Origin of the sequence: Arthrobacter sp. ES3-54 (assembly GCF_029504395.1) — a bacterium.
Classification (GTDB): Bacteria; Actinomycetota; Actinomycetes; order Actinomycetales; family Micrococcaceae; genus Arthrobacter.
Window position 1 is genome coordinate 278,686 of sequence record NZ_JAQFIF010000005.1, and the last position, 13,569, is coordinate 292,254.

At 68.0% G+C, this 13,569-nt stretch carries 5 protein-coding genes; all 5 read right to left on the bottom strand.

The annotated features are described in order from the left end of the window. Nucleotides 1-10: 10 nt before the first annotated feature. A complete protein-coding gene (locus M2428_RS11985; protein WP_277526178.1) occupies nt 11-1,318 on the bottom strand; it encodes a SufS family cysteine desulfurase in 1,308 nt (435 codons plus the stop codon). A gap of 907 nt (nt 1,319-2,225) precedes the next feature. Next, nucleotides 2,226-4,946, bottom strand: a complete 2,721-nt coding sequence (locus M2428_RS11990; protein WP_277526179.1) for a LuxR C-terminal-related transcriptional regulator — start codon at nt 4,944-4,946, stop codon at nt 2,226-2,228. Nucleotides 4,947-5,026: 80 nt separating this feature from the next. Then, nucleotides 5,027-7,768, bottom strand: coding sequence for a LuxR C-terminal-related transcriptional regulator (locus M2428_RS11995; protein WP_277526180.1), 2,742 nt, complete (start codon nt 7,766-7,768; stop codon nt 5,027-5,029). Nucleotides 7,769-8,064: 296 nt separating this feature from the next. Continuing rightward, on the bottom strand, nt 8,065-10,797 hold the full coding sequence (locus M2428_RS12000) for a LuxR family transcriptional regulator (protein WP_277526181.1): 2,733 nt from the start codon (nt 10,795-10,797) through the stop codon (nt 8,065-8,067). Further along, nucleotides 10,775-13,519 carry a LuxR C-terminal-related transcriptional regulator gene (locus M2428_RS12005; RefSeq protein ID WP_277526182.1) on the bottom strand — a complete coding sequence of 915 codons (2,745 nt, stop codon included), beginning with the start codon at nt 13,517-13,519 and terminating at the stop codon, nt 10,775-10,777. The genes M2428_RS12000 and M2428_RS12005 overlap by 23 nt, the downstream gene beginning before the upstream one ends. Nucleotides 13,520-13,569: the final 50 nt, after the last annotated feature.

Genomic DNA, 13,569 nt, shown 5'->3' on the forward strand with positions numbered 1-13,569 from the left:
GATGTCCGTCCTAGGCTTGGAAGTAGGCACGGACATCGGCGGCCGCGTTGAGGAACGCGTCCACATCGTCCGTGGTGTTGTAGAGGTACGTGCTGGCGCGCGTCGTGGCTGTCAGTCCGAGCCGGCGGTGCAGCGGCTGGGCGCAGTGGTGGCCCACCCGCACGGCGATGCCCCGGCTGTCCAGGAACTGTCCGACGTCGTGCGCGTGGACGCCGGCGACGTCGAACGCGGCAAGGCCGATCCGTTCCTGCCCCGCCGCGGGACCCAGCACACGGATGCCGGGGATGGATTCCAGGCCCTGCACCAGGCGCTGGCCGAGTTCGGCCTCCCAGGCGTGGATGCGGTCCATCCCGGTTTCGCTGAGGTAGTTCACCGCCGCGGCGAGTGCCACCGCCTGCGAAATGCGCTGGGTGCCGGCCTCGAAGCGCTGCGGGCTCGGCAGGAAGCCCGCCCGTTCCATGGTGACGGTGGTGATCATGGAGCCGCCGGTCAGGAACGGCGGCATCGCGTTGAGCAGCTCCGAGCGGCCATAGAGGGCGCCAATGCCGGTGGGGGCGAGCATTTTGTGGCCGGAGAACACCGCGAAGTCGACGTCGAGCGCCTTGAGGTCCAGAGGCAGGTGCGGCGCGGACTGGCAGGCGTCGAGAACCACCAGGGCGCCCGCGGAACGGGCCAAGGCCACCAGGGCGGCCACCGGGTTGATGGTGCCCAGGACATTGGACGCGTGGGTGAACGCCAGGATGCGGGTGCGGGGGCCGATGATGCCGGCGGCGGCCTCCAGGTCCAGGGCGCCGGCGTCGTCGATCGGGATGAACTTCACGACGGCGCCGGTCCGGGCCGCCAGCTCCTGCCAGGGAATCAGGTTGGCGTGGTGTTCCATCTCCGTGACCACGAGTTCGTCGCCCGGGGCCAGGGCGAACCGGGTTGCTTCGGGGGCGGCGCCGGGCAGGGACGCGTTAAGGAATGAATAGGTGAGCAGGTTCAGGCCCTCCGTGGCGTTGGAGGTCCAGATCAGTTCATCCCACTCCGCCCCGACGAAGTCCGCCACCGTTTCCCGGGCGTTTTCGAACGCTTCGGTGGCCTCGACGGCGAGGTGGTGGGCCCCGCGGTGGACGGCCGAGTTCCGCTGCTCGTAGAACTCCTGCTCGGCCTCGAGCACGCTGAGCGGGTTCTGCGAGGTAGCCCCGGAGTCCAGGTAAATGAGCGGTTTGCCGTTGACGTGCTGCTGCAGGATCGGGAAGTCGTTGCGGATCCTCAGGACCTCGTCGTTCCCGAGCGTGATGGCAGAGCGGCGGAGGTGGGCTGGTGTGGCAACCATGGCGGAGACTCCTGGATCGGCGTTCGCTGCGGCGCCTCGAGCGCGCCGGCCGGAAGGCAGGCGGCGCCATTACGTCACGCAGATTAATCCTAATTATCCCATGCGTGGATGTCCCTGCAGTGCGCCGGCCTGTAGGCCTCCTGCGCGGCCAACTCGCGGAGCCGCTATCGCGGTACTCGACGGAGATCCGGCGTCTTATTCTTCAGCAGGGCACCATGACCCGCCGTGGCAGGTGTTCTCGGCGGTGACACTTTCGCCGGAGGCGCGCCGCCCCGTCCCAAGCCAAGTTCAGGAGCCGCCACTTCCCGTCAACCTCGCAGCTCCCGGCTTCACTGGGCTCCCGCGAGGCCAGGTGCGGCGCGGTCTGGCGCGTCCAATCGCCTCCCTCGTCACCTTTACCCTTGCGGCTCTCCTCGATGGCGCTCACGCCGGGTCCGCGCCTCGTTGGGGCGCGGACCCGGGAGCATTCCGTTAAGGGAGCCGGCGGCGGCTGGGGGGAGAGCCTCGGTCTCAGAAGGCTCTGACGCCGCCGGCTCCGACCTTGGCGCACGGCTGCCGGCTGGGGCACCGTACGATTCCAACGAAGGAGTTGGGGGGTAGGGAGGTTATGGCCCGACCACCTCTAATGGTGGCAGTGGCTGCTTCAGCAGGCAAGAGGGTCTTTGGGCCCAACCTTTCCTGCCGATCATGCCACCTGTCGTTTGCCTCCCTGAAGTTTCCTCATTTTTGGGACACTTTCCTCATTTTGAGACCGTTTCCTCATTGAGACCGTTTCCTCATTTAGGACTTGTCCCCATTGAGACCTTGTGGGCTGTTCGTGGGACTGGCTTAAGTCAATCGCCCGGAGCGGATCTGCACACGAGTAGCGTTTACCCGATTTCTGTACGCTCACGGGTCATGGCACTACTTAGGGATACTCCCGCCGGTCCCCCGGGCCACCCGGCCTGTACGCACCCGCCGGCGCTGTCGCCGGCCAGGGTTCAGGGTTCAGGGAGCCGTGGCCTAGCAGGTCCGCGCGCCGCCCGACGCCGAGTTTGGCGAAGATCCGGGACAGGTGCCCCTCCACGGTCCGCTGCGATACGCATAGCGCCGAGGCGATCTCGGCGTTCGTGGCCCCGCGGGAGACAAGTTCCAAGACCTCGGCTTCGCGTGCGGTCAGCGGGACACCGTGATCGCTGTGGACGATCTCCAACTGCGCCGACATGCCGGCTTCCACGAGCCGGTGGTGAACCCGACGCTGGACCGCGGTGAGCCTCCACCGGTCCGGGTCATCGGCCAGGATCCGCTCGGCCTGCTGAGCGGCCTCAAGGGCCAGGAGCCCGTGCCCGCCGCCGAGCGCGTCGTCGCTGATGCCAATGAGGTCGGCAGCGTCGGACGCCGATACCGCCAGCGCGTAGGATTCAAGCAGGCGCGCCTCTGGCCCGTCCACTGCCCTGCTGCTCAGCGCCAGGGCCTCGGCGTCGGCCTCGGAGACGCCACCGCTGCGGAACGCGAGCCGCCTGATATCAGTTTCAACGCCCCGCAGTCCCTCGTGCAGTGCTTCGTCTGCCAGCCGGGCCAGGGCAGTTGCGCCGCTCCCCTCCGGGCCGCCCCTGGGTTCCGCCGCCTGACAATACGCCTCCGCTAGCAGGCGAAGGGTTTTGGGCTCCCGGTAGTCCGAAAGCCGGAAGGCCAGGCAATGCTGGCTAGCCTCATAGTGCCGTCCGACGGCGGCAGCCGCGTAGGCGGCCACCGCGTGAGCAAACGGCAGCAGGTTCAAGGGGTCGGCGATGGCAAGTTCCTCGACGCCAAGCCGCAGCTCGGCCAAGCTTTCGCGCATCCGGCCCTGGCGCAGCCTGGAGTATCCCCGCATGAGGTGGAGCATGCCGCCGCTGTACAGCAGCCGTCCGGGCTCGCGGGCCGCGTAATCGTCGAGGACGCTGCCGAGCCCGTCCCAGTCACCGGCCCCGATCAGGTTCAGGCAGTGTCGCACCATTAGGTCCTCGTACATCAGGGGAAGCCCGAGGCTCCCGCTGCAGGCGCCGTTCCATGCCTCGAAGTCCAGGCGCAGACCTGCGCGCAGCAGGCCCTGGGCCGACAGCAGTTCGGCGAGCAGGGATAGGGCCGGGACGCGAATTCCGGGAGGAGTGCCGGGACTATCAACCAGTTCCCGCAGCCCGGAGTCGACAGCCACGGACCTGCTGTCCCCCGTGCGGCTGAGGAACTCAGCGGCTACCCGGGCAGCGGCCCCCTCATCCCACGGCCCGTCCCACGCTTCGTCCCGCTGTTCTTCTTGAGGGGCACCTCCCGGAGAGTGCGTGGAAGTCACAGCATCCCGGTCCGGCGTGGCGGACCCGAGCCGGGCCACGAGCAGGGCCGCCAGATACGACGATCGTCCGGCGGGCACGGGGTGCGCGGACTCCAGGCACGCCGCCGCGGCCCCCCGGCGTCCGGCAATGAAGTGGGAATAGGCCAGCTGGATCCTGGCTTCGGGGAGGAACCGGGCGTCCCGGATGGCGCTGGCGGCCCGGGCAGCTGTCGCAGGATCCAGGGCCGTGTTCGCGGCGACGGCGGCTTGGAGAAGCTGCGCGGGCGGGATCTCCACGCCGCAGTCCAGGGACCAGCGCAGCCGGTTCAGCGTGGCTCCGGGGAGCAGGGCACGCTCTGAGGGCAGCGACAGCACGCTCGAACGCAGGGCCGAGCTGCGCCCGGCCGGGACCCGGAGGCGGATAATCTCGCCGACCATCGGGCTCGCGGGCCGGACGAGCCGGTGGTGCCCGGCCGAAACAGCGATTAGTCCCGCCGTGTCCAGCGCATCGACGGCTTTGGGGCCGCTGATCCGCAGGATCTGGGCCAGGGAAAGCGGCCCGGCCAGGGCAACGATCGTGGCTGCGGTCTTTTCCTCCGGGGTCATGGACCGCAGCTGCCGGTCAACGACGTCGGCGGCAGGAACCCGGGCCATGTCGGGGTTGGCCAACAGGAACCAGACTCCGTGCCGGCATCCCAGGGCGCCGGTGCTACGGGCATGCTGGATCAAGGACATCAGCATGAGCGGGTTCCCGTCCGCAGCGTCGTGGAACAGCGCGCTGACCCACGGTGAGACGTCGGCCCGCAGGACCTGCTCGCACAGCTGGTGTGTTCCGGTCCGGCTGAGCGGGGCAAGATCGAGCTTGGCAATAATTCCGTCGTCCCACAGCGACAGGAATTCTTCCGGGATCATCGGCCCGGGCCTGCAGGTCGCCAGGATACTGGCAGCGCCGGTGGCCGCGGCCTGCGCGAGTTGCCCGACGGTCCCGTGATCGAGGCAATGTGCGTCGTCGACGACGAACAGAGGGCGCTCCGCCTCGGATTTCAGGCTTCCCGCCATTGCCCCCACGACGGCGGCGTAGGAGTCCAGTTCCCTGTCGGGAAGCCGGGACAGGTACGGCGCCAGGGCGCCAAAGGGAACGGCGGCCAGGGCCGGGGTGGCCGTCAGCCGAATCAGGTGTCTGTGGATCCCGAGTTCGCGGAGGGCGGCCTTGAGGACGGCGGTCTTGCCGGTCCCGGCGCCGCCGACGACGATCGCACCTGACCGGGTGTCGTCGCGCAGGCAACGCACCAGATCCTTGAGCAGTGTTGACCGCTCGATCAAAGGGGCGGTCTCAGCCATACTTTCCATTGCCGGTTCTTCCTGCCGCCCTCTGCCTTCCCCGGAAAGCCGACCGGGATGCCGACCGGATTCTGCCGGGTTCAGCCGAGCCGGGCGCTGTCTGCCGGAGTTGAGATGACATCTTTGAGTTCCGATCGGCTGGCGACATGCAGCTTCGAATACACCTGGTAGAGGTGCCCCTCCACCGTGCGGACCGATACGTGCATCTGTTCCGCGATCTTGCGGTTCGCCGTGCCGGCAGCGGCCCGGACGGCCACTTCACATTCCCTCGCCGTCAGGGTCGAGGTTGTGAGCGAGTGCAGACCGTTCTTGGGGCTGCCGAACTTGTCATCAAGCGACTGTTGCGTCCGCTGGGCGATTCGCAGTGCGATCCGGTTACCGGCGTCGTTCGCGCAACTGACGGCCTTCCGGGCCGCATCCCGGGCGAAGACGGCGTTGCCGGATGTGTCGGCGTCCTTGGACGCCCCCAGCAAGAGTTCGCTGTCGGCCTCCCGCATGCCCTCGGCCAGCCGCGAGCACAGTGCCGCGAATTGGCCGGTCACCCGGCCGCCGAGGCTGCCGAGCTTGTGGCCCATCTGGCGGTCTCCCAACCTGGTCGCGGCGGACTGGAACAGGAGCGCCGGGGCCACGGCCGAGGATTCCGTGTCGTTCTCCGCCTCGGCGGCCAAGGCGCGGATGGATGCTGCCCGCTGGCCGAGCTCGGCCTGAGCCGAGAGTTCGAAATAGCGGGTGAGCCGTTCCGTCAGCCAGGCCGCGGGTGGCCGCGGCTGGTCCAAGTCGCCCAGCAGGAGGCCTGCCGTCTCCTCTTCGCCCTGGAGCGCGGCGGCATAGGCACAGACTGCCGTGGCCAGCCCGGTCAAAGCATCGGGGTCCTGGGCCCGGAGCTGCCACCTGCCGGCCTGCAGCCGGGACAGGGCGTCGTCCAGGTGGCCGGCGTGCAGGTCAACGACGCCGTGCCCAATCTCGAACATCCCGCCGAGCCGGGTCTGGGGCTCGAGGCTCCCATAGGTCTCGTCCAGGTAGGCGGATGCTTCCCGGAAATTTGCCGAGAGCAGAAGCAGGAGCAGGAACCTGCCCCTCACTTCACGGACCGCCCGGTCCGCGAGGGGCACGTTGGCTGTGGCCGCCAGGACCTGCTTTCCCAGGGCCAGCGCCATAACGGCGTTGCCAGTGACGGCGAGGGCCTCGGCGCGGACGCTGGCAGTCACGATGCGCACTTCGCTGCCCAGGTCCGTGGTGTCCACATGCTCGGTCGCGGCCAGGACATCGGCGTAGCGTCCCTGGAATGCGGCGAGCTCGGCCTCGGCCAGGCGCACCTGCTCGCGGGCCGCGTCCACCACAGGGGTGTGCTGCTCCGGTTCTGCCGCCAGCCGCTCCGCGAGCTCGCGCAGCCGGGCCTTGGGATCGGCTCCCGGGACCGGGCTGCGCTTTTCCAGCTCTGCCCGCAGGAGCTGCAAGGCCGTCCACTCGGACACTGGAAGCTCCCGGCAGGCGGTGTCATCCAGGGCTTCCAGAACCCGCCGCGCGGACTCCATGTTGTTCACCAAAATGTGGGCATTCACCGATTCGATGGCCGTCAGGACCGGGCGTTCGTTTCCTTCCGCCTCCTGGATGAACCGCAGCGCCGCCGCGGGGTCCGACGCGCTGTTCGCGGTGTGGGCCGCGGCCAGGGCCACCTCCGGGCGCACCTGCTCCCCACAGTCCAGCGCCCAGGCGACGCCGGTCGCGCTGCCGGCGCCCAGGGCGTCCGGCTCCTGGAGCACGGCCGTGAGCCGACGGCGGAGTTCGGCGCTGCGGCCGGGCGGGACTACGCTGGCGACGATCCCGGCCGTCACGGGGTTGGCGACGCTAACCATCGGCGGATGGTCATGGGTGACCCGGATCAGGGCCCGCTCCTGGAGCGCGTCCATGTCCTGCGGGTTGGCGATCAGCATGAGGGTCTGCAGCGGGACCGAGCCTGCAAGTGCCAGCAGTTCAAAAACGTCGCGCTGGCCGGTGCCAAGCCGGTTCAGGCGTGCCTTCACGACGTCCCGGATCTCGCCGGTCAAGGCAATGGGGCCGTTGCCCAGGAACCATACGCCGTCCTGGCGGACCACTGTGCCCAGCTTGATCTGTTCCCGGGCGAGCGAATGGAGGAACAGGGCGTTGCCCCCGCTCGCGCTCCACAGCGCCCGGGCTGCAGTCAGGGAGAAACGGCCGCCGTATTCGTGATTCAGCGTTGCGGCCGTCTCGGCGAAGTCGAACGGTCCAAGGTCTACCCGCCGGAGCAGGTCATCCTTCCACAGGCCCATGATGTCGCCGCCGACGTGGGGCATGTCCACGCACGCCGCCAGCAAGGTGACATGGGCCCCCGCGCTCAGCTGGGCCACCATCATGCTCGAGAGCTCGTCGAGGTCATGGGCGTTGTCCACGAAAAGAACGATTCGCCGCCCCTCGGATTTGTTGTGGAGCAGCTGGGTCAGTCCGCGCAGCACCATCAGGGGGTGCTCGAGATGGGAGGCGTCGAGGTCGTTGAGGAGGACGCTCAGGGCCCCGTAGGGAAGCTTGGAGGAAATGGAGCTGCCCCTGACCTGGACAACCAGGTAATCGTCGCCGAGCTGCTCAAGGGCGCGCTGGGCGATAAAGGACTTGCCGGCCCCGTGGTCGCCCACAAGGACTATGCCGCAGCCGGAACCTGACGTCAGGGTTTCAATGACGTCGGCAACGACCTGCTGGCGGGTGAAGGGTTTATCTTTGTTCCGCCCATATCCGTTTCTTGGCGCGGGAAAAATGGCTTCTGTCTGGCCGCTGCCCGCAGGCAAGCCGGCATCTTGCTGGAACATATGAGAGACCTTCGCTATCAAATTGTGAGCGGTGATACCTCAACGGTAGGGACTACGCGTTTTTCTGGTATGCGTAAGTAGTACTCGATTACGCAGCAAGTATTCGGCCGGCTCTACGTAGCTGTACTCAGTTGGACCCGAGCGGCGCGTGGACGAAAGCAAGTAGTCGGAATCCCGTTTCACGTGTGCCTGACGGTAGCGTCCCGGGAAATCAAAAAATCGGCCTGCCGCAGGGCCGGCCGCCCTCCACGGCCCGAAGCAGGCCCGGCCGGCCGCTTGTACGCTGGCGTCCGCTGCTACCGTCCGCCGATGCCGGGAAGCTCTTCGCGGCCCTTGACGTTGAGCTTGGCGTAGCTGCGGTAGAGATGGCCTTCAACCGTTCGCACGGACACCTGGAGTTCGGCGGCAATCTGCCGGTCGGTGAGGCCGCGCACCGCCAGCGCCACAATGTCGCGCTCGCGGCGGGTCAGTATGCCGAGCGAGTCATCGCTCTTGGATGCGTCCTCACCGGGGAGGTCGTCGGCCCGGTCCAGGCACCGCTTCCGCTGGGAGTTCGCCATGCGCTCCCTGAGGGTGTCCCCCGCGGCCCGGTAGGCGTGCGCCGCGGCGTCGTAGGCAAGGGCGGCAAAGGTCCACAGTTCCGCAGCTTCACAGGTTTTCGCGGCCTCAAGGTGGTCTGCGGGGTTGTCCGTGCTGATGGCTGCCGCGTAGGCGCAGATCGCGGCGGGCCGTGGGCCCTCAAGCCCGTCCCGGAGTTCGAGCAGCCTCGGCGCCGAATCCGTGTCCCCCAGTTCCAGGCAAAAGGCCAGCGCGTCGAGCTCGATGCCGGGGGTGTCCACGTCCGGGTCCGGGTGTCCGAGCCGCTTCAGTTCCGCGATGGCGCCGGGGTAATTCCCGAGCCGGGCTTTTCCGTAGACCACGGCCATCGCGGCCAGTGAGCGCATATATCGCGGCAAGGCCGCGGGGGCCGCCTCGAAGTCGGCGAGGAGGAGCTCCGCCTTCGCCTGGGCACCGACTTCGGCGGCCGCCGCGAAGGCCATGGCCGCCGTGAGGGCAAAAAGCTGCTGGGGGTCGGTCAACCTCAGGGCTTCGAGCGCGGCGCTCAGCGTGTTCAGGGCCTGGGCGGCCTTGCCTTTGTAGAGCAGGATGATGCCGTGGGCCGCGTGGACTCCCCCGCCGAAGGAAATCAGGCTGGGCCCGGACCCGGCGACAAAGCTGGTCAGGAGCGTTTCCGCCCCCTGCCAGTCCCCGGAATGGATGGCGGCGCCGGCGGAACGAACCACCAGGAAGTCGGTGAGGAAGTAGAGCTCATCGTGATCGGCTCCGGCGGCCTCGATTGCCCGGGACATCACGGCGAGGGCGCTCAGTCCCTTGCCGTCGGCGAGGAGTCGCTCCGCGTCGAGGCAAAGCCGGAACACTTTTTCGAGGGTGTTCGCCGCAGGCAGGGTAGCGCCACCCGCGTCCGCCGCAGCCTGGGCGTCCGCCATGGCAGGGGCCGCGGCATACTCGCCTGACAGTGCTAGGACCATGGCTTCCATGGTGGCCAGGCGCTCCTTTGTGGCGCGCACAATGGCTTCTGCGTCATCGGGCCGGGCCGCGGCGAGGCGTTCGGCGGCACGTTGGAGCACCTGTGCCCGTTTCATGATCTCCGCCGGCGCGTGGCCCAACGCTGACATCACGGCGGCCCACAGGAGCGATCCCGCCAAGAGGCCGGGGATGCTGTTGCCCTTGCCGAAATCGGCGTCGAGGATATCCCGCGCCGCCACGTAGTCGGAGGCGTTGTAGCGCGTCCGTGCTATCACGGCACGGGCCGCCATCTGCAGTTCCGGATCCTTGACCAGGGCGGCAGCCTTCCGGGCGAGCTCATCCTCGTAGAGCCGGCTGGCCAGCACGGCGGCCCGAAGGAGCTGCCGGTCCTCGACCTCCGCACCGCATTCGATCGACCAGCTCACGTGGCGCAGCAGTCCTTCGGCCGACGTCGGCTCGCTGTCCATCTTTCGCAGCAGGCTCTGCCTAAGTTGCAGGCTCCTCGCCGGCGAGATCAGGTTCCGCAAGGTGTCGCCGTACACGGTGTGCCACAGCCGCAGCTCTCCGGTAGCGCGGTCCGTCACGCGGATCAGTTCGCTGTCGATCAGCGATCCCACGGCCTCTTCGCCGGTCACCGACTCGATCAGGTCCCTGGCCACGGGTTCAGCCAGCGCCACCAGATTCAGGGCTTGCCGCTCTTCCGGCGAGCGCAGCAGCAGCTGGCGGCGCACGACGTCGGTCAGCCGTTCGCCGTGGCTGTTGAGGTGTCGGGTAAACAACCAGACACCGTTGCGCCGGAGCAGCGTCCCGTCATTCTTGGCGTCGTCGAGGAGCCCGTTGAGGAGCATCGGGTTGCCGCCGGAGGCCTCCCAGAGGATCTCGGCGACGTTCGGCAGCACTTGCGAGCCGAGCTCGCCCTCCAGCATCTCTGTGGTCTGGGGGAGGGTGAGCGGCCGGAGGTCGTGCCGTTCGGCGATGCCTTCAAACCACAGCTGCAGGAGCGGTTCCGGCAGTCCGGGCCGGGCGGCGGCGGCCACGAGGAGTTTCGCCCAGCCGGCCGCAGCCAGTTCCGCCAGGATCCCGGCCGTCGCCTCGTCGAGGTCATGGGCGTCGTCGACGACGAGCAGCAAAGGTTTCTGGGTGGCGCGCTTCTGCTCCTCCAGGTGCGCCCACAGCGTCCTCAACACGGCCAGCTGCGATGTTGCTTCCTGGACCGGCAGTCCGACGATGAAGGGGCCAAGGACACCGTACGGCACCTTGGTCAGCGACGCGCTGCCGTGGATGGGCACCGGCGTCACCTCGGCGCCCAACTCCGCCACAACGGCTTCGATGAGCCTGGATTTGCCCATCCCGCTGTCGCCGAGGACGAATACGGCCACATGGCTGCCGCCTTGAAGGGCCTCCACCGCCGACGACAAATCTTCCGACCTCCCGGTCAAGGCGCGGGTCGGCGCCGTGCCGGGGCTTCCCGCCGGCCCCCTAGATGAGTCCAAGCAGATCACTTCGCGAAGAAACGCCGAGCTTCGTGAACACCTGGTACAGGTGGCCCTCCACAGTTCTGACGGAAATGCCCACCTCCAGGGCGATGTCCTTGTTGGAGACCCCGTTCCCGGCAAGGGTGGCGATTTGCCGCTCCCGTTCCGTCAGCAGCGGGCCCTTATTGCGGGGCATGACGGGCAGCGCCGGAACGGATTCCGAGAGGCTCTCGAGCATGCTGTACGCGGCGTTGGCGCTGGCGGTCAGTCCGGCGCCCTTCGCGTAGTCGAACGCGAGAGCCGCGCACCTGGCCTGGACAGCGTCCAGTTCGAGGGCCGCGGCCTGCCCGGCCGCTTCGAGCATGATCGCCGCGTCCTTCTTCCGGCTGCCGACAGCGACGGTTCGGGACAGCTCGGCAAGCGGCCCCTGCCGCAGCCCGGCGATTTCCTCCATGAAATGAAAATCCTTGACGGTTCCGTTGACGGTGGCTCCGAACATGCAGATGCCGGCAAGGGTGTGGCGGCCCTTCCGGAAATGTGCCTCCGCCGATCGCACCAGCCGGTCCTTGGCCTCGGGGTCACCGAGCCACCGCGAGGCCATGTCCAGGCAGAACTCCGTGGAAGTGGCGACTGTGAAGCGGGCCGGGCCGTCAGCCGAACGGGCCCGGTCCAGGTAGATGGTGGCCTGGACCGAGTTGCCAGTCTGAGCGTAGGCAAAAGCGGTGGCGGCGTAGGCCTGGCGCAGGGACTGCAGGCTCGCCCGGACCTCCAGCTGGGCGATCGCGGCCAGCAGCGGGTCCAGTGCCATGTATCCCCGGCCGGCATAAACGTACGCGAGCCCGACGGCGAGGTCGGTTGCGGCGCTGCCGGAATGCAGCCCGTGCCCTGCCCGGCCGCTGGCGTCCTTGAGCATGTCAATGGCCTGGCGCCACAGGCCGGAGATGAGCAGCACGTTGAAGGAGCGCCAGGCGAAGTTTTCGCGTATGCGCGGCACGTTGGACCACTCGCCCAGCTGTCCGCCGATCTCCCGCATGAGTTTGCGGGCATCGAGTTCGTGGCCGGTCAGGGACCAGGCCTCCATCAGGATGATGGCCGATCTGAGCCGGTGCACGGGATCGGCGCCCGGGACGTCAGTGGTGGCCGCTGTGGTGAGCCGCTCCATGATGGGCTCGAAATCCCCGATGAAGGAGAAGTAGTTGAACTCGCACAGATCCAGGCTCAGCGCGGCCCGGGAAAGTGCCGCCGGGGCGGCAGGCGGCTCGTCCAGGCTCAAGTCCTGGAGCCGGACTCTGGCCTGCCGGAGCAGTTCGGGGACCTGGCCGGAGCGGTCCTCCAGCCAGGCCATGCAGTCGGCTTTCGCCGCAATGAATTCGGCGAAGTTCTCGGCCGCGAGGTCGTTGACCTGCCGTTCGGAGACATCGTCCAGCGCGGACATGGCCTGCAATGGCAGCCCGAGCTGGAGGTAGGCGGCCGATTTCTGGAGCTGTCCCTCGGCCCACTCAGGGTCCGAGGGAGACAGGCTGCCGGCGCATTTGAGGGCAAACTTCGGGTCGAAAAGCTTGACGGCGGCGCTGGCAGCCGCGACAGCGTGGGCGGGTGCGAGCTGGGCGTTGCAGTCGTGGGTCCACGCCGCGTAGGCCAGCAAATCCTCGACTGTCAGCTCGTCCAGCTCATGTTCCTGGTGCCCGGGGACCTTGTCCCGGAGCTCCAGGCGTCGCTCCACGCTCAACCAGTTGCGGACAATGTCGCCGAGGTAGCGGTCGCCCAGGGTGACGAGGTGCCGGTCCGTGCGGTCGACCACGATCTGGCCGGCCTCTTCCATGTCCGCGATAACTCCGGGGCTGTACATCCTGGCGAGCCGGGACAAGGGCAGCGTCCGGGCGCATGAGAGGACGTCGATGACTTCGCGGGCCTCCGGCGATTCCCTGGCATACCTGGCCCGGACAATATCCTCCAGCGCCGTCCGGCCATCGAGCACGACCTCGTCGACGAGTGTCCACACGGATCCGGACAAGACGAGGTTTCCGCGTTCGATTTGTTCGGAGACGACTGCCTGCAGGAGCGTGGGGCTGCCGCCGACCAGCTGGTGCAGCTGGCTTGCCAGGGCCGTCGAGACCCGATGGCCCAGGGCTGACTGCAGGACCTCCAGCGTTTCGAGTTCGGTCAGGTTGGCGAGCCGGACCTCGGCAAGCTGGCCCGAGGTGATGAGCCAGTAGAAGTCCGGCGGAAGGTCTGTCGTGCGCTGGGCCGTTGCGATCAGCCGGGCGGTCCGGGTCTGCAGCAGGTTCAGCAGGACCCCGGTACTGAGTTCGTCGAGGGACCCGGCGTTGTCGAGCAGGATCACGCACTGGCGTCCGGCGGCGTCGTCGCGGATCAGCGAGGTAATACCGTGCAGGATGGCGGTCGGCGAGCCTAGGGAACTCTGCGGGAGCCGCGCGAGGGTGAAGGCGAGGCAACCGTACGGGGTTGCCGAACCAGGCCCCGAACTGCGGAGCTGGATGGTGTACACCTCGGGGCCGAATCCGCCGAGGGCGGTCCGGCCGACAAGCGTCTTGCCGACACCCCGGTCGCCCGTGATGACAACGCCCATCCGGTCCTGCGCCAGCAGTTCCTTGCGGACACGCTCGGCATCAGCGTGCCGCGCCAAACCGGACCAGCCGTGCCTCGCGACCGGACCGGCAGCATGTTCTTCTTCGGCGGGTGCCAATGTAGTGGAAACATTCCCCCAGCCCAGCGAGTCCCTCGACATGTAGTTTCCTTCGTACCGCTTTGCAGACAGCAACCCCAGACTGCCCACTT

Excerpts from the sequence above, each read along its gene's own strand:
- M2428_RS11985 (WP_277526178.1), bottom strand. The coding sequence starts at position 1,318 with ATGGTTGCCACACCAGCCCACCTCCGCCGCTCTGCCATCACGCTCGGG.
- M2428_RS11990 (WP_277526179.1), bottom strand. The coding sequence starts at position 4,946 with ATGGCTGAGACCGCCCCTTTGATCGAGCGGTCAACACTGCTCAAGGAT.
- M2428_RS11995 (WP_277526180.1), bottom strand. The coding sequence starts at position 7,768 with ATGTTCCAGCAAGATGCCGGCTTGCCTGCGGGCAGCGGCCAGACAGAA.
- M2428_RS12005 (WP_277526182.1), bottom strand. The coding sequence starts at position 13,519 with ATGTCGAGGGACTCGCTGGGCTGGGGGAATGTTTCCACTACATTGGCA.